Here is a 19,753-nt window from a genome sequence, read left to right on the forward strand (position 1 = left end):
CCAGATAGTTGTGGGTTATTTTGTTTTATAAGTCCCTAAGAGAATGTATATTGATAGACCCTGCCCACGCTCTGTGCGGACTGTGTTGCCGTAGCTCAGGCATAGGGCGTGCCGGCAGGCTTATGGTTTCGGAAGAATAATCAGCCTGATCTTATGCTCCGATTCCGCCTTACCGCCGGCTACGCGGTAGCACTGCTGGCCCTCATGTTCCTCACGCAAGAGGTGCGCATGAGCCTGCGTATGCTGCTGCTGCGCGCCACGTGTGGCTGCTGGGGCAACCGCACCTTCAGCGACTGGGAAAGCTGCACCACCTGCGCCGCCACCGAGGCCGGGCAGCTGGGCGGGCAGGCCCTAGGTGCCGGTTTGCCCTACCTGCAAATGTGGCTGGGCTACCTGCTGCTCGACGAATCGAACCAGGCCCGCACCCGCGCTTTTGGCCTGGCCCTGGTGTTTGCCGGCTTGCCGTTGGCGCGGCTCACCTCGGCCACCCTCGCCGCCGGGCCCGAAACCTACGTGCTCCGCCAGCTTATGGGCGAGTGGGGGGCCAGCTGGCTGGCTACCATTTTGCTGGTGCTGCTGCTGGTGGTGCCGCCCGCCATTAGGGCCCACGATGCCTTGGTGCACCCTAGGCGCGGCGTGGTGTTTCTGGGCATGCTGGTGGTGCCGCTGGTGGCCAACGCCGTGGTGGTGGCAGGGGTGCTGAACCCGCTGCTGCGCGTGGGCGTGCTGGCTAGCTACGGTCCGCTGCATGTACCCTGGCTGGCGTTGCTGTGGCTGGGCGTACTGGCAGCGGTGCTGGTGGCCTCGTGCCGCTGCCTCAGCCTGGGCGAAGAGGCAGGGCGCTTTTCGGTGTTTCGGCACCAGCGCACCTCCGGCTTGGCATAACCGGATTATTGGAAACCCCGGCGGCTCTGAATGCAAACGCCCCGGCCACCTAGGTGGCCGGGACGTTTCGCGCGACGGGGGCTTCGGCAGCAGGTTACTTCCGGCGGCTCATTACCTTCTCAACGGCCGCCACAATGGCTTGCTCGTTCAGGCCGTACTTCTCCATCAGCTGATCGGGCGTGCCCGATTCGCCGAACGAGTCGTTTACGGCTACCATTTCGAGGGGCAGGGGCTCCTCGCGGGCCAGCAGCTGGGCAATGCTGTCGCCCAGGCCGCCGTGCATTTGGTGCTCTTCGGCTGTTACCACGCAGCGGGTTTTGCGCACCGACTGCAGCACGGCTTCCTCATCAAGCGGCTTGATGGTGTGAATGTTGATGATTTCGGCGTTGATGCCCTTCTCGGCTAGCAGGTGGCCGGCCAGGATAGCCTTCCATACCAAGTGGCCCGTAGCGAAAATGCTCACGTCGGTGCCTTCGTTCAGCATCAGGGCTTTGCCGATTTCGAACTTCTGGTCGGCGGGCGTAAAGTTGGGCACCACCGGGCGGCCAAAGCGCAGGTACACCGGGCCTTCGTAGTCGGCAATGGCCAGGGTGGCGGCTTTGGTTTGGTTGTAGTCGCAAGGGTTGATGACCGTCATGCCGGGCAGCATTTTCATCATGCCTACGTCTTCCAGAATCTGGTGCGTAGCGCCGTCTTCACCTAGGGTAAGGCCCGCGTGCGATGCGCAGATCTTCACGTTCTTGCCCGAGTAAGCAATGCTCTGGCGAATCTGGTCGTATACGCGGCCCGTGCTGAAGTTGGCGAAGGTGCCCGTGAACGGAATTTTGCCACCGATGGTGAGGCCGGCCGCCAGGCCCATCATGTTGGCCTCGGCAATACCTACCTGGAAGAAGCGCTCCGGAAAGTCCTTCACAAAGGCATCCATTTTAAGGGAGCCAATCAGGTCGGCGCACAGGGCTACCACGTTGGGATTGGTTTGGCCAAGCTCGTGCAGGCCGGCGCCAAAGCCGGAGCGGGTGTCTTTCTTCTCGGTGTACGGGAAATCTTTCATGTATGAGGTTGGGAGAGGGTTTCTAAAAAAGGAAGAACAAACTCCCCTCCTCAGCTGAGGAGGGGTGCCCGAAGGGCGGGGTGGTTGACAATCGTTGAACAGTGGGTTGTTGAACGATTATCCTAGGCTGATTACCTAGGGCGTCATGCTGAGCTCCGCCGAAGCATCTCTACCGCTTCGTTGGGCTCGGCAGGTTCGTCATTCCGAGCGAAGTCGAGGAATCGCGCGTGCGGATATCAGAGAGGAATTATACTATCTGGCGAAGCGGTAGAGATGCTTCGGCGGAGCTCAGCATGACGTTCTTTCATCAAACGAACGGAGGGGTTGAGGTTAGTATCTGACGCGGGGGCAACCACCCCAGCCGCAGCCTTTGGCGGCTGCGTCTCCTCCTCATCTGAGGAGGGGAGTTCGTGCACGTCAACTCCGTTCATCACTTGCCAAAAATGCTGACCGAAGTGGTTTGCCCACTGCGGATGGTGAAGGTGCGCACGTCGGTGAACTTGCTGCCGGTGGCGGTGCTGGTCCGGAACACCAGGCGGTAGTTGCCGGGCTGCATCGTCAGGTTGATTTTGCTGCTGGCATTATCGCCCAGGGTGTACACCCAGGTTTGGGTGTCGTCCTGGTTCAAGCGGTAAATGCTGCCGTAGCCTTTCAAATCCGACAGGATGTTGAGGGCGCCGGGGGCATCGTACGTCACCACGGTTTCCTTGCCTTGCTTGATGCTCACGCGCCGGGTTTGCCTGGGCAGGGTCAGGATTTCCACCTCGTAATTGCCCGCCAGCAGCTTTTGCTTGCTGCCGAAGGGCCGCGACACCAACGTGGCCGGGTTGCCCTGCTGCCGCACCACCGCGTGCATGGTGCCGTAGGGGTTGGGCGTAAGCTGCGGGTTTTGCAGGTTCAGGGTTCCTTGCGGCGTCTTGAAGCTCAGTACATTGGCCTTGCCCGGCTTAATGGGCAAGTTGGCCTGCCGCACCGGCGGCACCGTGTTGATTACTAGGTCGTACGACTGCAGCGGATCAACGTCGAGCACATCGGGCTGGCCTTTGGCGTCGCGCCAGTGCACGTAGTTGTACTCGGGCGTTTCGGTGAGGCTGTTCAGGAAAGTCAGGTTCACGTTCGACTCCACGGGCCGGCCGTTCTCGTCCGTCAGGTTTACCGCCACCGTGGTTTTGGCCAGGGTCTGGGCAATTACGTCGTTGAGGATGGTCCGGAAAGTCTTCACGTCGGCCGCATTGTAGTACTGACCCAGGCACTCCAGCTGCTTGCCGAAGTCGCGCTCGGCCCCGATGCCAATTACAAACGGCTTGAGGAAGATGCGCTTGCGCTGCAACGCCAACGAGGTAGCGCACGGGTCGCCGTTGCACGACTCCAGCCCGTCGGTAATCAAGATGAGCACGTTGCGCGAGGTTTTCTCCGACGGAAAATCCGAGGCCGACTGCAGCAGCGAGTACGTGATGGGCGTGTTGCCCTGCGGCTTCAGCTCCTGCAGCTTTTGCTTGATGGCGGCCGCATTTTTGCGCGCAAAGGGTACTTCCAGCCGCGAGTCTTCGCAGTTGTTTTCGTCTTTGTCGTGCAGGTGGCCGTAGGCGCGCAAACCCAGCTCCAGGTTGGGGTAAGCATTGAGCGAATCGGCCATGCGGGCCAGCAAGCGTTTGGCTACGTTCCAGCGCGGCTCGCCCTCCCACGGCGCCAGCATCGAGCCCGAAGCATCGAGCACGAACAGAATGCGCGTGGTTTTGGGCTGGCTTTGCGGCCCAGCTTGCTGGGCGCGCAAAGGCCGGCCGGCCAGCAAGCCGGCAATAACCAAAAGCCAGAGGATGAGCGGGCGGAGTAACATGCGGTGGAGGCCTGGGCTGCCCCTCCAAAATACAGGGTAGGAGCAGCTTAACCTAGCATTGACGAGCGCAGAAAGCAGTACCGCAGGCTAACGCCAAACGTGCGGCAATCGTCTGTGCCGAGGCAGTTCAGGGGCTTAGTAGTCGGAGTTCTGCTCAACCTCGAGCTGCTGCAGGGCCTTCTCCAGCTGCTCGTCGTTGGGGGCCACGCCGTGCCATTTGTGCGAGCCCATCATGTAATCGACGCCGAAGCCCATTTGGGTATCCATCAGCAGCATTACGGGCTTGCCCTGGCCAAGCAGCGACTGGGCTTCTTCCAGCGCGGGCAGCAGCGTTTCGAACTGGTTGCCGTCGGCTTCAATTACCTGCCAGCCGAAGGCTTCGAACTTGGCGCGCAAATCGCCCAGGCCGCCCACTTTGTCGGTGGGGCCGTCGATCTGCTGGCCGTTGCGGTCGACTACGGCAATCAGGTTATCCACCTTGTGGTGCGGGGCGTACATGGCGGCTTCCCAAATCTGGCCTTCTTCCAGCTCGCCGTCGCCCATCAGCACGTACACGGTGCGGTCGTCGTTGTTCAGCTTTTTGGCTTGCGCCGCGCCAACGGCCACGCTCAGGCCCTGGCCCAACGAGCCCGAAGCCACGCGTACGCCGGGCAGGTGCTCGTGCGTGGTGGGGTGGCCCTGCAGGCGCGAATCGAGCTTGCGGAAAGTAGCCAGCTCGCTTACCGGGAAGTAGCCCGAGCGGGCCAGCACCGAGTAAAACACCGGCGAAATGTGGCCGTTGGAGAGGAAGAACAGGTCCTGGCCCACGCCGTTCATATCGAAGGGCTCGGGTGTGTGCTTCATGAACTTGAAGTACAAGGCCACCAGCAAATCGGTGCAGCCCAGCGAGCCGCCGGGGTGGCCCGAGTTTACGGCGTGCACCATGCGCACGATGTCGCGGCGCACTTGCGCGGCAATTTGCTTGAGCTCGGTGATGGAGCGGGTCGCCGTGGCTGCGGCGGGAGAAGAAGAAGCTGACATATGGGGTAAGTGAGGGGGTTCGGGAGAATAAGCCAACAACAGCGCCGCCTTATGCGGCAAATCGTTGGCGAAGGTTACGGGCCAGGTTCAGGCAATAGCGCCTAGGTGCCAGCAAAAATCGGCAGTGGGCAGCACCTCGCCAAAACCAAACCGGCGGGCCTACAAGAGGTCCGCCGGCGGCTGAAATTACTTGAGCAATTGAGCAGCGTGGTTCTTGGTGTCGGGTCGGCGGATGATACGCTCCACGCGGCCGTCGGCATCGATCAGGAAAGTGGTACGCACCACGCCCCAATAGGTGCGGCCGTAGTTTTTCTTTTCCTGCCACACGCCGTAGGCCTGGGCCAGCTGCTTGTCGGGGTCGGCGAGCAACTGAAAGGGCAGCTCGTATTTCTGAGCAAACCGCTGGTGCGACTCCCCGGTATCGGGGCTGACGCCGAGTACGGTAATGCCGGCGGCTTTCAGCTCGGTTTCGCCGTCGCGCAGCGAGCAGGCCTGGGCCGTACAGCCGGGGGTGTCGTCTTTGGGGTAGAAGTACAGGGCCACGCGCTGGCCGCGCAAATCGGAAAGGCGCACGGTTTGGCCGTGCTGGTCTTGCGACGCGAAATCGGGGGCTTGGTCGCCGGGGTTCAGCGTAATCATCGGGGCAAAGGTAAAAGCCTTGGCCAGATGTAGCGCCTCCCTAGGTGCCCGGGTGCCCCGGAGCCGGCAGCACCTAGGGCTGCTCGGCCTCTAGCTGCTCGGTGTAAATGAGTTTCTCGACCGGATAGCCTTTTTGCCGGGCTACCTCCACGAGGTTGTGCAGGGTAGGCAGCGAAAGGTGTGGCCTGCGGGCGAGTATCCAGAGGGCTTTGCGGTTGGGCGTGCCTACCAGGGCAAACTGGTACTCGGGGTCGAGCGTCAGAATCCAGTAGTCGCCCTCGAACGGCCACTGAAACTGCACCTTCAGCTTGGCGTTGGTTTCGGTATCAACCACGCGGGCCACGCCGTGCACGGCCTCAGCAGGCCCGTACACCGAGTTTTTGCGGCAGGTATTCTTCACCTCAATGCGGCCATCGGCCATGGGGTGGTACTCGGCCGTTACGTTGGTGCAGCGGCGCTCGAAGCGCTGCGGCAGGCGCGCTATTTCGTACCACAAACCGGCGTAGCGGTGCAAATCGACGTGCGGAACGGTAATCAGCTCGGGGCGTTTGCGGCGCGTAAGGGCGTACACGGCCGCACCGGCTGCCACGGTGGCCGCGGCGGCCGTGAGCAGGCCAGGCTTACGGATGTTGGGAGTAGGCATATGGTTGGGGTGTGGTTTGGGGCGCTGGGTGCCAGCCCTAGGTACGTTGGGGCGACATTTACGTTAGGCCTGCCGCGCACCCCGTGCTGCAACCCTGCCCGAATGGGGGCACAAGAAAAAAGCGGAGCCTGGGCTCCGCTTTTTATGCTTTACAGCTGAAATGTGAGGGTCTTTTCGTTGCCGGCCTGGTCGGTGATGTGCAGGCGGGCGGCCCCGCGCAGCGGCGGCCCGAGGGTGTCTTCGCGCTCGGTAAACAGCGTGGCGTTTTTGTGCTCGAAGCGAAGGCGTTTAAACTGCCCGTTGATTTCGAGGCGGTAGCTGGCCAGGCCCGACAGGTCGTCGCCTACTTTAAATACCAGCCCACCGTAGCCTTTGCTCACCAGCCTGGCCGAAGGTGCCGTGGTATCGGCCAGGATGCGGTACTGACCCAGGATTTTGGTGGTGAAGGAAACGGCCTCGCCGTCCCACTTACCACCCTGGTAAATGCGCCCGTTGCCGCGAATCAGGTACACCGCCGAGCGGCGCTTGTCGGCCACGGGTACCTCAGGCTTCAGGGTGACGCGAATAGGCGCCAGCAGCGGCGTACGCGGGTTTTGTACCGTCCAGAGGCCGTTTTTGTAGCTGGTTTGCAGGTACAGCGTATCGAACAGGGTGTTGGGGCTGAACGCAATATTCAGGTGCTGATTCGAGAACAGCTGCTCGGTTTGGGCCGGTATGGCCGCCACCCGGTCGAAGCGTTGGGCCAGCCGGATACCGGGGAAGCGCAGGGAATCGGGCAGGCCAGCGCGCAAGTCGTAGAGGTACACCGAGCGGCTTTGGTCGGTGTAGCTGGGCTTCAGCTGCAGTTGGCGGTTGCCGCGCAGCAGCGTCAGGTTGGGCGCCTGGCGGGCGGTATCGTCGGCGGTTACGCGCAAAATGTTGCGCAGCACATCGTAGCGCAGGGCGGGCTTGCGCACCGCGGCCGAGCGCGTTTGCCAGTAATCGGAGGCCACGCCGCGCAGCACCATGCGCAGCGGTGTGGTGTTGCCGTACGAGTCGGACAAGCGCATTTCTATGGTGTACACCTTGCCGGGCTCGGTACGCAGGCGGCCTTTGCTGGGGCCGGTTTCGTAAATGGGCAGGGTGTTGCCTTCGTCAACCCACAGCTTTTCCATCGTCCTACGAGTGGTCATCATGTACTCGTAGTCGGTGTGGTGGTTTACCTGCCGGGTTTCGTCGGGGAAGCCCACGCCGTTGATGGCGTGCGTGTAGTGCGGCGCGCCGTTCACGCGTACCTCCACCCGCTGCAGGCCGTTTTTGTTCCAGGCGTTGTCGAACCGGTCGAAGCCCTGCAGCAGCAAGCCCACCGTGCCCGCCACCGGAATGGTATCGGCTACGGCAAAGCCCGCGGTGTTGGTGCCGGTGGGGGCAAACAGGCGCTTCTCGAAGCGGCCCTGCACGCGGCCATCGATGCTCAGCGGCTCCACGGCCGTCATCACGGCGGTGGGCGGTATGTGGTCCTGAATTTCGGCAAAGCCGCCCCACTGCAGCGGGTTCAGCTGGGTGTCTTTGGCGTCGCGTACTTCCCAGTGCAGGTGCGGGCCCGCCGAGCCGCCGGTGTTGCCCGAAAGGGCCACCACGTCGCCGCGCTTCACCGCAAACTCGCCGGGCCGGAAGAACAGCTCCAGCTCGTAGGTCTGCTTTTCGTACTGGCGCTTCAGCAGCTCCTGGGCCACCGGGCCTTTAAACTGGTTGAGGTGGCCGTACACCGTAACCAACCCGTTGGGGTGGGTGATATAGAGCACGTTGCCGTAGCCAAACGACGACTGCTTGAGGCGCGAGATGTAGCCGTCGGCGGAGGCGTACACGGGCAGGCCCACCACGCCGTCGGTTTTAATGTCGAGCCCGCCGTGGAAGTGGTTGGGGCGCAGCTCGCCCATGCTGGCCGCCAGCAGGTTGGGCTTGCCGGGCTTGATGGGGAACAGGAAATAATCCCTAGGTACCGAAACGCTGTCGGGCGGGGCGGGGGCGGGTTTGGCGGCCGCCGGCTTGTCGCCTTTGTTGGTATCGGTGGTGCAGGCCGAGGGGGCCGCCGAGGCAAGCAACAGCATAGCTGGGCCAGCCAGCAGCCAGGTAGAGAGCAGGCTATTCTTCAGCACAATCAACAATCAACGTTCAACCAACTACTCCTTATTTCACGGCTACGTCGAGCAGCTTTTCGTCTTCGAGGTAGCCCGTGAGCTGGTCGCCCACTTTAATGGGCCCGACGCCGCTGGGCGTGCCGGTAAAAATCAGGTCGCCCATTTTCAGGGTGATGAACCGCGACACGTAGCTGATGATTTTGTTGAAATCGTGCAGCATCAGGCCGGAGTTGCCTTGCTGGCGCACCTCGCCGTTTACCTCCAGCCGGAAGTTGATGTTGCCTAGGTCGGCAAACTCCGAAACGGGCTTGAAGGTGGTGCTGAGCGGGGCCGAGCCGTCGAAACCCTTGGCCAAATCCCAGGGCAGGCCTTTGCTTTTGGCTTTGCTTTGCAGGTCGCGGGCCGTCAGGTCGAGGCCCAGGCCAACGGCATCGTAGTAGGTGTGGGCAAACTGCTCCTCGATGTGGCGGCCGTTTTTGCACACGCGCAGCACCAGCTCAATCTCGTGGTGAATGTCCTGCGTGAACTCGGGGTAGAAAAACGGCATGCCGCGCTGCAGCAGGGCCGTATCGGGCTTCAGGAAGATGACGGGCTCGTCGGGTACTTCGTTATTCAGCTCAGCAATATGTTCGGCGTAGTTACGGCCGATGCAGAGAATCTTCATGAGAGGCGGAGTCGGGGGGGATGGGGGAGGAAACCGGTAAACGACCGGCCCTAAGCAAAAGTACACCATTGCGGCCGCGCAGAAAACGCCGGCGGCAATGCGGCCCCTTACGCAAAAGCGGCTGAGCACGTTAGGCCCGCGCACAACATTTGGCCTGGGTGCCACCGTATAGCAGCCATACCGCGGAGCTCGGCTGAAATCAGTATTCTAGCCGCCGGATGCGGTTTTTGCCCTCCTGCCCTCTGAAACACACACCACCCCGATGTTAAAAAAGCTGATGGTAGCCGCGGCCATGTTCGCGGCCGTGAGCTGCTCCACGGTGCCCATCACCGGCCGCTCGCAGCTCAACCTCGTGTCCGATCAGGAAATGAACGCCATGGCCGCCCAGGAGTACCAGAAGGTGCTGCAGTCGAGCCGGCTTTCCGCGGATGCGGCCCAAACCGCCATGGTACGCCGCGTGGGGCAGCGCATTCAGCAGGCCGTGGAGCAGTACTTTCGCCAGAACAACGCCGCGGCCCAGCTCGAGGGGTATCAGTGGGAGTTCAACCTGATTCAGGAAGACCAGCAAAACGCGTGGTGCATGCCCGGCGGCAAAGTAGCCGTGTACACGGGCATTCTGCCCATCACGCAGGATGAAACCGGCCTGGCCGTGGTGATGGGCCACGAAATTGCCCACGCCGTGGCCAAGCACAGCAGCGAGCGGATGAGCCAGCAAATGGCCACGCAGGGCCTGGGCGGCGTGCTCTCGACGGCCGTGGGCCAGAACCCCTCGGCCACCCAAAACGTGTTTCTGCAGGCAGTGGGCGTCGGCTCGCAGCTGGGCTTGCTGAAGTACGGCCGCAACCAGGAGTCGGAAGCCGACCGGCTGGGGCTTATCTTCATGGCCATGGCCGGCTACAACCCCGACGCGGCCGTTGCGTTCTGGCAACGGATGGCGGCCCAGGAGCAGGGCGGCAACATCGAATTCCTCTCAACCCACCCCTCCAGCGCTACGCGCATCGCCGACATTCAGCGCCAGTTGCCGGAGGCCCGTAAGTACTATACCGCCCGCTAACGCGGGCTACACCTGTGTTCACGACCCGTTTTTCCCGTCTGCTTACCACCGCCGCCCTAGGTATTGCGCTCCTATCGGCCTGCGAAACATCCAGGCAAAATTTCCCCGAAGGCCGGGGCCCCAACCGCAAGGTGGAGGAGAGCCTGCGCGTACTCGATTCGCCCAACCGGCTGGTGGCCGTGGTGGAGGCCGGAAAAGTGGAGTACAAAGTGCCGCGCCAGCAGCTGATGGTAAACTTCACGCGGCAGTTCGGCGACGGCACCGTGGTGAACAACGCCCAGGTGCGCAAGGTGCAAAGCTCGGCCAAGGAGAAACCCTCGTACTTTTTGGTGGGCATGGGCTTGCGCAACGGCATGTTCCGGGCCATGGCCATGCCGCTGGAGCTAACCACCGACAACGAGCTGTACCTGAGCTCGGCCACCGAGCGCTACGTGCTGGAAGGCCGCGGCTGCCAGATGTGCTACTTCAACTTCAACCGCAGCGCCATTACCGGCTCCACGTGCGAAGACAACTCGGGCGGCGGCACCTGCGACCTGGAAATCAAGGAGAAGAACACGTTTTTCCCCACCACCGCCAACAACAGCCGATGAGCCGCAAGTGGATTTTGCGCCTGACGCTAACGGCCCTGGCGCTGCTGGTAACCACCGACCGGCGCCGGAAACCCGCTGCACCCGCGCCACCGCCGCCCCCCAAACCCGCCGACGAATAAAAAGCGGCCTGCCCCTAGGTGGAGCAGGCCGCTTTTGCGTTGGGCAGGTAGCGGGCTAAACAGCCGCCGCTATGGCAAACTCCCGGATGCGGTGCGTCAGCGCCCCTAGGTCGGCGCGCTCAAAGGGGTGCGGCGTATTCGGCAGTACCTCGAAGGTGGCCGTGGGCAAGTACATGGCAAACTGCCGCGAGGGCTCCACGCCGGCGGTTTTGTCGCCGTCGCCTACCAGCACCTGCACCGGAATGGCCAGCGCCGAAAGGTTTAGCTCGTGCAGGGCCGGGGCGGTGCCCAGTTCCTGCATCATGGCGGCGGTGGAGGTTACCACCGCTTGCCAGTTGCCGGGGCCGTGGGTGCGCTGCAGGTGCTCCACAAACTGCGGCACTTTGGCTTGCATCTTATCCGCGTCCAGCATCTGCACCTCCCGGGCCGCTACCTCCGGCGACCAATCGAATTTGGTACCTAGGGTAGTGATGGAACGGATGCGGCCGGGGTCGGATACCGCGCTCAGGATGGCCGCGTAGCCGCCCATGCTGTAGCCGAATACGTGCACGTTGTCGAGGTGGTGCTCGGCCAGAAAGTAGCTTACTTCGGCCGCGAAGTGCGTCATGTTGAACTGCTCGGGGTGCAGCTCGCGCCCGCCGTGGCCGCTGAACGAGAAAGAATGCACTTCGAAATCGGCCGCCAGCCGCTGGGCCAGGGGCTCGAGCTGAGCCGCCGAACCTAGGGCGCCGTGGAGTAGCAGGAGGGTGGGTTTCATAGCGGCGTTAAATGTAACAGAAGCCAGCGCTTCACGACTTTTGAAAGGGGCTGCAACCAGCAGATACGTTGCCTGCGGCTGCCTGGGTCAGAAGTCTGCTCAAAACCGCAACAGCCCGGAGGATAGCTCCGGGCTGTTGCGTATTCAAAACCAAACGTGCCAAGCACGCCGCCAGTTAGTTGCCGGTTACCTCGCTGGCCAGCTTGCCCAGGTCGATGCCGTCGAAGGTGCCCGAGGTCATCATCAGCAGGTTGGTGTTTTGCCAGTTTTGCTCCTGCAGATACGCCGCAAGTTTGCTGCTGTCGGTAAACACACGCAAATCGGCGCGGTGGAAGGCCTCGGCCACCTGCAGGTCGCTGAGCGGAGGCAGGCGCTTGTGGGCCAGCACCTGCGGGTTGAAGTACACCACGGCCACGTCGGGCGCGTCGAAGGTGCCTTCGTACTGGGGCAGGAAATCGGGGTTCAGCGAGCTGAAGGTGTGCAGCTCCAGGCAGGCAATCAGGCGGCGCTGCGGGTACTGCTTCTTGAGCGCTGCCGAGGTAGCCTTGAGCTTGGAGGGCGCGTGCGCAAAATCTTTGTACACCACCGAGGTAGCGCCTTGCTTTACCAGCTCGAGGCGGCGGGCCGCGCCCTTAAACGTGGCCACGGCTTCGTAAAAGTCTTTGCCCTTGATGCCGAGCTGCTTGCACACCTCTTTGGCCGCCGAAATGTTGCGCAGGTTGTGCTCGCCGAACACCTGAATGGGCACCAGCTCGTCTTTCTTGGTAACCAGCGAGGTGACGCCGTTCTTGATAACGTGCTCGTGCGGGCCGTAGCCCACGTACTTCACATCGGGGTTGGAGGGCACGCTTACCAACTGCGCCTGCTCGTCGTCGCGGTCGTAGATGAGCACGCCGGCTTTGGGCGTCATGCGGGCAAAAATGGCAAACTGCTCGCGGTAGATTTCTTCGGTCGGAAACACGTTGATGTGGTCCCAGCTGATGCCCGAAATCACCCCGATGTGGTGCTGGTACAGGTGAAACTTCGGTCGCCGATCCACGGGCGAGGAGAGGTACTCGTCGCCTTCGATGATAATGATGGGTGCGTCGTCGGTGAGCTTCACCATCAAATCGAAGCCTTCGAGCTGGGCCCCAACGGCGTAGTCGAACTTGAGGCCGTGGTGGCGCAGCACGTGCAGAATGATGCTGGTAATGCTGGTTTTGCCGTGCGAGCCGCCAATTACGATGCGCTGCTTATCCCTGGAGGCCTCGTAAATAAACTCGGGGAAGGAGAAAATGCGCAAACCCAGCTCCTGGGCGCGGTGCAGCTCCGGGTTATCGGGGCGGGCGTGCATGCCCACGATTACCGCGTCGAGGTCGTCGGTGATGCGGGCGGCATCCCAGCCCATTTGCTCGGGCAATAGGCCGGCTTGCTGCAGGCGGGTTCGCGCCGGATCGAAAATCTCGTCGTCGGAGCCGGTTACGTGTATGCCTTGGCGGTGCAGTGCCAAGGCCAGGTTGTGCATAATGCTGCCGCCCACCGCAATCAGGTGGACGCGCCGATAGTTTGGTAAGGCCATGCGGGCAGTAGGTGGTACGCTACACAAGGGCGGCTCAAAAGCCGAGCCACAAAAGTAGCAAAGGCCGCGCGGGTCGGCTGCTACACCCGGGCTAATTGGGCCAAAGTAGCGAAAACTCTGTCGGCAATCAACGTCGACAAATCACGCCGGCGGGCGTAGTTTTGTAGCCCTTTTCTGGTACTTTCGGAATAAGTGGATCTGCCGCACGATGATGGACGAAAGCAACAGCCGCGTTAAGCAACTGGCCGCCAGGGCCCACAAAGCCTGGAACAAGCCCGTTGTAGCCACCAACCCAACCGGCAAGCTCCCCCCGCAAGCCCTCGATCTGGAGTCGGCCGTGCTGGGAGCCCTGATGCTCGAAAAAGATGCCCTCACCAGCGTTATCGACATCCTGAAGCCCAAAAGCTTTTACAAGGAGGCGCACCAACAGATCTTTCAGGCCATTTTGTCGCTGTTCGACAAAACCGAGCCCATCGATATCCTGACGGTAACGCAGGAGCTGCGTGCCATGGGGGCGTTGGAAATGGCCGGGGGCCCGCAGTACGTAGCCTCGCTTACGTACCGCATTCAGTCGGCGGCCAACATCGAAACGCACGCCCGCATCATTACGGAGCACGCCATTAAGCGCGAGCTGATTGCCATTGCCTCCAATGTGCACCGCGACGCCTACGAGGACACGATGGACGTGTTTAACCTGCTCGACCAAACCGAGCAGGCCTTGTTCGAGGTGTCGGAGTCGAACATCCGGAAGAACTTCGACGACATGCGCAGCCTGATGGGCAAAGCCATCAAGGAGCTGGAAGAGAAGAGCAAGCAAACCGGCGGCCTTACCGGCGTAACCTCCGGCATGGTGGCGCTGGACCGCGTCACGTCGGGCTGGCAAAAGTCGGATCTGGTGATTATTGCGGCGCGCCCGGCCATGGGTAAAACCGCTTTCGTGCTCTCGTGCATGCGCAATGCGGCCGTGCTCGATAAGAAAGCCGTGGCGTTCTTCTCGCTCGAAATGTCCTCGATTCAGCTGGTAAACCGTCTGATTTCGGCGGAAGCGGAGCTGGATTCGGAGAAGATCAAGAAGGGCAACCTGGCCGATTACGAGTGGCAGCAGCTCAACCACAAAATTGCCACGCTCTCGAACGCGCCCATTTTCATCGACGATACGCCCGGCCTGAGCATTCGGGAGCTGCGCACGAAGTGCCGCCGCCTGAAGTCGCACCACGACATTCAGATGATCATCATCGACTACCTGCAGCTGATGACCGGCAACGGCGACGGCAAGCCGGGCGGCAACCGCGAACAGGAAATTGCCTCGATTTCGCGCGCGCTCAAGGGTATTGCCAAGGAGCTGAACATCCCGGTAATCGCGCTGTCGCAGCTTTCGCGCTCGGTTGAAACCCGTGGCGGCGACAAGCGCCCGCAGCTGAGCGACCTTCGCGAATCGGGCTCGATCGAGCAGGACGCCGACATGGTAATGTTCCTGTACCGCCCCGAGTACTACGGCATTACCGAAGACGAAATGGGCAACCCCACGCAGGGCGTAGGCGAGGTAATCATTGCCAAGCACCGTAACGGCGGCCTCGATACGGTTCCGCTGAAGTTTATCGGCCGCTTTACCAAGTTCTCGGACCTCGACAGCGGTGGCTTTGCGCCCGAAGCGGCCAACTACAACACCGGCCAACTGCCCGCCAGCAACTTCGACAGCGGCTTTGAGGACGACCCGGGCTTCGCGCCGAACACCATCCGCTTGGGTTCGCGCATGAACGACCTGGGTGCCTCGCCCCAGCCCTTCCCGAAGAGCAACTTCGGCAACGAGGATCCGCCGTTTTAAGCTTAAATAATTACTCCCAAGCAAAAGGCCCTAGGTATGCACCTAGGGCCTTTTGCTTGGGAGTAAGCCGGCTTCAGTGTCAGGCGGAAACCAGGGCAGCCTTGCGCTGCTTTTTGCGCTCCTTCTTCAGGCGGTTCAGCCACAGGATTACGCCCGTAACCGGGAACGTAACGCCCAGCACGCACACCACCAGGGCAATAATTTTGGAGGGCGTGCCGTAAATGGCGCCCGTGTGCACCGGCTTTAAGGTGCGGCGCACGCGCTGGCCCAGGTTACGGTCCGCGAAGGCGAGCTTACCTAGGGGGCGGCCGGTGTATTGGTCGAGGTACAGCTCGTCGGTGGCACCTTCGTAGGCGGCGTTGGCGGTGGTGGTCATCACGCGCACGGCTTCGGCCGAGTCTTTGGGCATGGCAATGGCGTACGACAGGGCGTTGGGCACTTGCTGTTGGGCCACGGCATAGGCCTGGTTGAAGCCCAGCTTGCCGCCGCTCAGCAGCACTTCCGATTTGGGTGCTTCGGGGCCTTTGGGGTTGGAGCTGGTAACGGCGAAGATGCCGTTGTTGAACCACTCGAACGACCACGCCAAACCCGTGAAAGCAAACACGAACAGGAACAAGGCCGAGTAGAAGCCCAGCACAATGTGCAGATCGTGGTTGAGGCGCTTCCAGCTGGCATCCCACTTAACGGTGAGGCGCTGCTTGAGCACCTTGCCGGTAGCCGGGAACCACAGCACCAAACCCGTGGCGATGATGAACAGGAACATGAGGGTGCTCACGCCCACGATCAGCTTGCCCACGGGGCCGCCCACCATGCCGCGGTGCAGCGCCATCATGGCGTAGAAGAACGTTTCGCGGTACACGTAGGGGCCTACCACGGCGCCGGTGTAGGGGTTCACGAAGTAAACCGGGCCACGGCCGCCTTCGCCACCGCCTTTGCCGCCCTTCTCACCTTTGCCTTCTTTGCCGGCTTTCGCGCCTTGTTCGGCAGGGGCGCCTGCGCGCTTCTCGCCGCCCTGGCTGCCGCGCATGGCACCTTCCTTACCACCCTCTTTACCGCCGGGGCCACCGGCCAGGTTTACCTCGGCGGTGCGCATGGGGTCGGCGTAGAGCTTAATGCTGGCCACCTTGGCCTGGGGCACCTGCGCCTGCACGGCCGCTACCATTTGCTCGGGCGAGAGGCGCTGCGTGCCTGGCTGCGCGACGAAGTAGCGCTCGGGGTTAAATGCCTGCTCGAGCTCTTTCTCGAACACGAGCACGGCGCCCGTAAAGCACACAACGGCAATAACCAGCCCCGAAATCAGGCTCAGGTAAAGGTGGATGTTGCGGAAAAGAACCTTCATGGTAGTAGGGCGCCTGATATGCCGAACCCACCGAACCTAGGCGGCCCGATGGGTTGGCGGCAGCGAAAAGGGTTGGGAGCGTTAGATTTTGAAGGAGAAGGTGGCCGAGTAGTTACGCGGCGCAATGGGGTTCACGCTGTTGTCGTCGTGCATGTTGTAGCTCAACTCGTTCAGCAAGTTGGCAAGTTTCAGGCGCAACGAAAAACGGTTGTAGGTGTAGCCCAGCGAGGCATCGAACAGCAGGTAGTTGGGCACCTCGATCAGCTGGAACGCATCGCCGGTGCTGGCCGGCCAGGGCTTGCCGTCGGCGGGGTTGTAGAGGCGCGTGTTGCGGCCCGCTACTTTGTCGCCCATGTAGTAGCCGGTTACGCCGGCGTTCAGGCCCTTCAGCAAGGAGTGCTCGAAGGTGTAGAACAGGCTGAGGTTGGCGGTGTGCGCGGGGTTGTAGCGCAGGCGGCTGCCTACTTCGTAGATGTTGCTGCGGGTGTAGGTCGTCATGTTGTAGCTGTAGCCCGCAATAACCGACCACCCCAGGTAAGGCTTGCTTTGCACATCCAGCTCCAGGCCTTTGCTGGTTACCTCGCCGGCCAGTTCCTTAATGTTGGCATCGAGGTTCATTTTAACCGTGCCGTCGGCGTTGAGCACCGGCGAGCCATCGGCCTGGTACAGCGGCCCTAGGTAGGTTTGGGCCAGGTTGCTGTTGACGATGCGGTAGGCCGTTACGTTGGCCGACAGCGCGCCGTTGAACAGGTCGTTCTTTACGCCCACCTCGTACTGATCGAAGGTAGAAGGCGCCAGCGAGGCGCCGTTGGCGTCGCGGCCGGTGTTGGGCTGAAAAGAGTTGGCGTACGAGGCAAACAGCGAGGTATTCTTGATGGGCTGGTACACCAGGCCCACGCGGGGCGAGAAGGCGTTGTCGAAGCGGCGATTTTCGTCGAATTTGCCCGTAGCGTAGGTGTACACGTCGCTGGGCGTTTCCTGGTAGCTCCAGCGCAGGCCCGCCAGCACTTTCAGCTTCTCGCTGATGCTGAGCAAATCCTGTGCGTAGAAACCGGCGCGGCGGGTGTTGCCCAGCGTCAGCTGGTTGCGCTTCAGGTCGTTGTAGCCGCTCACGGCGCCGGCCGGGCGGCTCAGCTCGCGGCCTAGGTCGAGCACGTTGATGTTGTCGAAGGGGGCCGCCACGTACGAAATCGTGCGCGTCTGGTACTGGTCGGCATCGGCCCCGAGCAGCAGGGTGTGGCCCAGAAAACCGGTGTGGAACGAGCCCGTCAGATCGAGCTGACCCAGGAAGTAGTTTTCGGCGTTTTGGCTGCGCTGCAGGTTGCGCGTCCAGTTGCCGCGCAGGGCCGGGTTGGTTTTGCCATTGTTAATGTTGGTGGGGCGGGCGGCGCTGCGCTGCTCCACCTCGTAACGCTGGAAGCCGGCCACGCCCCGCACCTGCCAGGTGTTGCTGAGGCGGCTGGTGAGCGTAGCGGTTGCGCTGGTTTGGCTGGCAGCGTTGCGGGCGTTGCCTAGGTTGAGAAAGCGCGTGCGCGATTCCAGCACCTGGTAATCGATGGCGCCCACCCCGAAATCGGGCGTGCGGTTGTCGCGCAGGTGGTCGCCCTCCAGCACCAGATCGGTTTTGGGCGTCAGCTTAAAGAGCAGCGAGGGATTTACGTAGAAACGCTCCGATTGCACCCCGTCGCGGAAGCTGTTGCCTTGCTCGTAGGTGGTGTTCAGGCGGTAGGCCACTTTATCGCTCTGGCCCACGGCGCCGTACACATCCACCATCGGTTTCCAGAAACCAAAGGAGCCGGTGCGCAGGGCCACCGAACCGCCGCGCTCGAACTTGGGCTTTTTGGTAATCAGGTTGAGGGCGCCGCCGGCCGACACGTTGCCGTACAAAATGGCGGTGCTGCCCTTCAAGACCTCCATGCTCTCCAGCGACGACGCCTCGGGCATGATGCCGTTGTTGAAACGCACCCCGTTTTTGAAGGTGTTGTTCGAGCCGTAGGCAAAGCCGCGGCCGCCCAACTCTTCCTGGGTGCCGCCGGTGGCTGCCATCACGTACAGGCCCGGCGTGTTCACGATGGCGTCGCTAAGGCGCAGCACCTGCTGGCGTTCCAGCGTTTCCTGGTTGACGCTGAGCACTGCCTGCGGCAAATCGAGCGGGCGGATGGGCATCTTGCTCACGCCGGTGGGGCGCTGGTTGATGGAGCGCGTCTCGGTAATGCGCACCTCAGTAAGCTGCTGCGCGCTTTTGGCCAGCGTAATCGTGTTCAGGCTGAGGGTGCTGCGGTTGGGCACCTCCACCTCAATTTCCTGGGTTACATACCCCAAAAAGGCCACTGCCAGGGTTTGCTTGCCGCTGGGCAGGCGCAGGCGAAACGACCCATCGGCATCGGTGCTGGTGCCGATGGTGGTGCCCTTCACCATCACCGAAACCTGCTCGGCCGCCTGGCCATCGGCCAGCACCACGCGGCCTACCACCTGGCCGTGGGCTACATAAGGCGAGTTGGTGGGTTGGTCGGAGGGGTGGTTGTTATAAGCCAGTAACGATTGGGCAGTAACGGCTGCCGGAGCAGAAACCAGAAGCAGGAGGGGGAGGGTGCGGCGCATTCAGTTATTTAGACTGATTCAAAAGTGACGCAAAGCAAACATCTATTTAGATCCAGTCCAAATAAAAATACGGCTGAGGTTAAACTTTTTAATTTGGCTTGATCGTAGTGCCCGTTTTCTGCGCTCCTAGGTGCTCTGGCCCGTTTTAGCTGAAAGGGTTTCGGGTGAGTCTTTAATCCTAGCCGGCCACGACCAGCTCCGGTTAGTGATGCGCAGCCGCTTCAAGCCGCCCGGGTTAGTGGCCGGCACGCAGGCGTTGCTGCCGATATTGCGACTATGAACCTAAGGTCGGCCGACGTACTGCGAGCCTATTTTGCCGAGCGGCTACCGCTCAGCGAAGCCCAGCTCACCGCCGTAGAAGCCTTGTTCGAGCCGCGCGTGCTGCGCCGCCACGAGGTGCTGCACCGCGCCGGCGAGGTGGCCCGGGTGGGGGCTTTTGTGGCGCGGGGCTGCTTGCGGGCGTTTGTGGTTGACGCCAAAGGCAAGGAGCACGTGGTGCAGTTTGCGCCCGAGCATTGGTGGATTGCCGACCAAAACAGCCTGCACCGCCGCGAGCCGGCCATGTTTGCCATCGATGCCGTGGAGGAATCGGAGGTGTTGCTCTTCGACGCGGCCTTTTACCGCAAGCTCAGCCAGATTACGCCCGCCTTCCCGGAGTTCTTTACCACGCTGCTGCAGAACAACATGCGCACCATGCAAAAACGACTGGTGCTCGCGCTGAGCGCCACGGGCGAGGAGCGCTACCTCGACTTTGTGCAGACCTACCCGACGCTGGCGCAACGCCTGCCCCAGCGCCTGATTGCGGCGTACCTGGGCGTAACGCCGGAGTCGCTGAGCCGCATCCGCCGCGAGCTGGCCGGGCACTGAACGGTAACGCGTGTAGCGCGGACTTTGGCTACGCCGACCTTCGGTTGTAGTCCGCGTCCCCGGATAGTGATTTCTGACCTAGGGCGGCAGCGCGTGTAGCGTGGGCTTGGCTACGCCTTCCTGCGGTTCAGCCCGCGTTGGCGTGAACGATTGGTGCCGCGCGGTACCGCCCCAACGACGTCGT

General features: G+C 61.9%; 17 protein-coding genes. 6 read left to right on the plus strand and 11 right to left on the minus strand.

Annotated elements, in window-relative coordinates; all coding sequences use genetic code 11:
* Positions 1-153 precede the first annotated feature (153 nt).
* Positions 154-885, plus strand: coding sequence for a hypothetical protein (locus OIS50_RS03095; RefSeq protein WP_264692863.1), 732 nt, complete (start codon positions 154-156; stop codon positions 883-885).
* A 94-nt stretch (positions 886-979) separates the two neighbouring features.
* Here OIS50_RS03095 and OIS50_RS03100 read toward each other — a convergent pair whose 3' ends face one another.
* The 7 genes from OIS50_RS03100 to OIS50_RS03130 all read right to left on the minus strand — a co-directional run bounded on the left by OIS50_RS03100 (position 980) and on the right by OIS50_RS03130 (position 8,859).
* Positions 980-1,936 carry a transketolase family protein gene (locus OIS50_RS03100; RefSeq protein ID WP_264692864.1) on the minus strand — a complete coding sequence of 319 codons (957 nt, stop codon included), beginning with the start codon at positions 1,934-1,936 and terminating at the stop codon, positions 980-982.
* Positions 1,937-2,366: 430 nt separating this feature from the next.
* On the minus strand, positions 2,367-3,773 hold the full coding sequence (locus OIS50_RS03105; RefSeq protein WP_264692865.1) for a vWA domain-containing protein: 1,407 nt from the start codon (positions 3,771-3,773) through the stop codon (positions 2,367-2,369).
* Between the two features lie 135 nt (positions 3,774-3,908).
* A complete protein-coding gene (locus OIS50_RS03110) occupies positions 3,909-4,793 on the minus strand; it encodes a transketolase (protein ID WP_264692866.1) in 885 nt (294 codons plus the stop codon).
* Positions 4,794-4,979: 186 nt separating this feature from the next.
* Positions 4,980-5,429, minus strand: coding sequence for a thioredoxin-dependent thiol peroxidase (gene bcp / locus OIS50_RS03115; protein ID WP_264694321.1), 450 nt, complete (start codon positions 5,427-5,429; stop codon positions 4,980-4,982).
* 76 nt (positions 5,430-5,505) lie between these two features.
* The gene (locus tag OIS50_RS03120) at positions 5,506-6,075 is read right to left on the minus strand and encodes a lipocalin family protein (protein WP_264692867.1); all 570 of its coding nucleotides are present in this window, start codon (positions 6,073-6,075) and stop codon (positions 5,506-5,508) included.
* Between the two features lie 149 nt (positions 6,076-6,224).
* A complete protein-coding gene (locus tag OIS50_RS03125; protein ID WP_264692868.1) occupies positions 6,225-8,165 on the minus strand; it encodes a M23 family metallopeptidase in 1,941 nt (646 codons plus the stop codon).
* A gap of 79 nt (positions 8,166-8,244) precedes the next feature.
* A complete protein-coding gene (locus tag OIS50_RS03130) occupies positions 8,245-8,859 on the minus strand; it encodes a fumarylacetoacetate hydrolase family protein (protein WP_264692869.1) in 615 nt (204 codons plus the stop codon).
* A 262-nt stretch (positions 8,860-9,121) separates the two neighbouring features.
* Between OIS50_RS03130 and OIS50_RS03135 the strand changes: the two genes are divergently transcribed.
* Genes OIS50_RS03135 through OIS50_RS03145 form a run of 3 tightly spaced genes read left to right on the plus strand, consistent with a single transcriptional unit; the run spans position 9,122 to position 10,622 of the window.
* A complete protein-coding gene (locus OIS50_RS03135; RefSeq protein WP_264692870.1) occupies positions 9,122-9,913 on the plus strand; it encodes a M48 family metallopeptidase in 792 nt (263 codons plus the stop codon).
* A gap of 14 nt (positions 9,914-9,927) precedes the next feature.
* Complete coding sequence (locus tag OIS50_RS03140) at positions 9,928-10,503, plus strand: hypothetical protein (protein ID WP_264692871.1); 576 nt, start codon at positions 9,928-9,930, stop codon at positions 10,501-10,503.
* The gene (locus tag OIS50_RS03145; protein ID WP_264692872.1) at positions 10,500-10,622 is read left to right on the plus strand and encodes a hypothetical protein; all 123 of its coding nucleotides are present in this window, start codon (positions 10,500-10,502) and stop codon (positions 10,620-10,622) included. Before OIS50_RS03140 ends, OIS50_RS03145 begins: the two co-directional genes overlap by 4 nt.
* A gap of 55 nt (positions 10,623-10,677) precedes the next feature.
* Here OIS50_RS03145 and OIS50_RS03150 read toward each other — a convergent pair whose 3' ends face one another.
* A complete protein-coding gene (locus tag OIS50_RS03150; protein WP_264692873.1) occupies positions 10,678-11,379 on the minus strand; it encodes an alpha/beta fold hydrolase in 702 nt (233 codons plus the stop codon).
* Positions 11,380-11,554: 175 nt separating this feature from the next.
* Positions 11,555-12,937 carry a UDP-N-acetylmuramate--L-alanine ligase gene (locus OIS50_RS03155; protein WP_264692874.1) on the minus strand — a complete coding sequence of 461 codons (1,383 nt, stop codon included), beginning with the start codon at positions 12,935-12,937 and terminating at the stop codon, positions 11,555-11,557.
* A gap of 211 nt (positions 12,938-13,148) precedes the next feature.
* Between OIS50_RS03155 and dnaB the strand changes: the two genes are divergently transcribed.
* Positions 13,149-14,762 (plus strand): replicative DNA helicase, encoded by a 1,614-nt coding sequence (gene dnaB / locus OIS50_RS03160; protein ID WP_413617038.1) that lies wholly within the window; start codon positions 13,149-13,151, stop codon positions 14,760-14,762.
* A gap of 79 nt (positions 14,763-14,841) precedes the next feature.
* On the opposite strand, the gene OIS50_RS03165 is transcribed toward dnaB, so the two are convergent.
* Positions 14,842-16,101, minus strand: coding sequence for a PepSY-associated TM helix domain-containing protein (locus OIS50_RS03165; protein ID WP_264692876.1), 1,260 nt, complete (start codon positions 16,099-16,101; stop codon positions 14,842-14,844).
* A gap of 81 nt (positions 16,102-16,182) precedes the next feature.
* On the minus strand, positions 16,183-18,702 hold the full coding sequence (locus OIS50_RS03170; protein WP_264692877.1) for a TonB-dependent receptor: 2,520 nt from the start codon (positions 18,700-18,702) through the stop codon (positions 16,183-16,185).
* 276 nt (positions 18,703-18,978) lie between these two features.
* Here OIS50_RS03170 and OIS50_RS03175 point away from each other — a divergent pair, with 276 nt between their 5' ends.
* Entirely contained in the window at positions 18,979-19,569 is a 591-nt protein-coding gene (locus OIS50_RS03175) for a Crp/Fnr family transcriptional regulator (protein WP_264692878.1), read from the plus strand.
* Positions 19,570-19,753: the final 184 nt, after the last annotated feature.

Source organism: Hymenobacter sp. YIM 151858-1 (genome assembly GCF_025979705.1).
GTDB lineage: Bacteria > Bacteroidota > Bacteroidia > Cytophagales > Hymenobacteraceae > Solirubrum.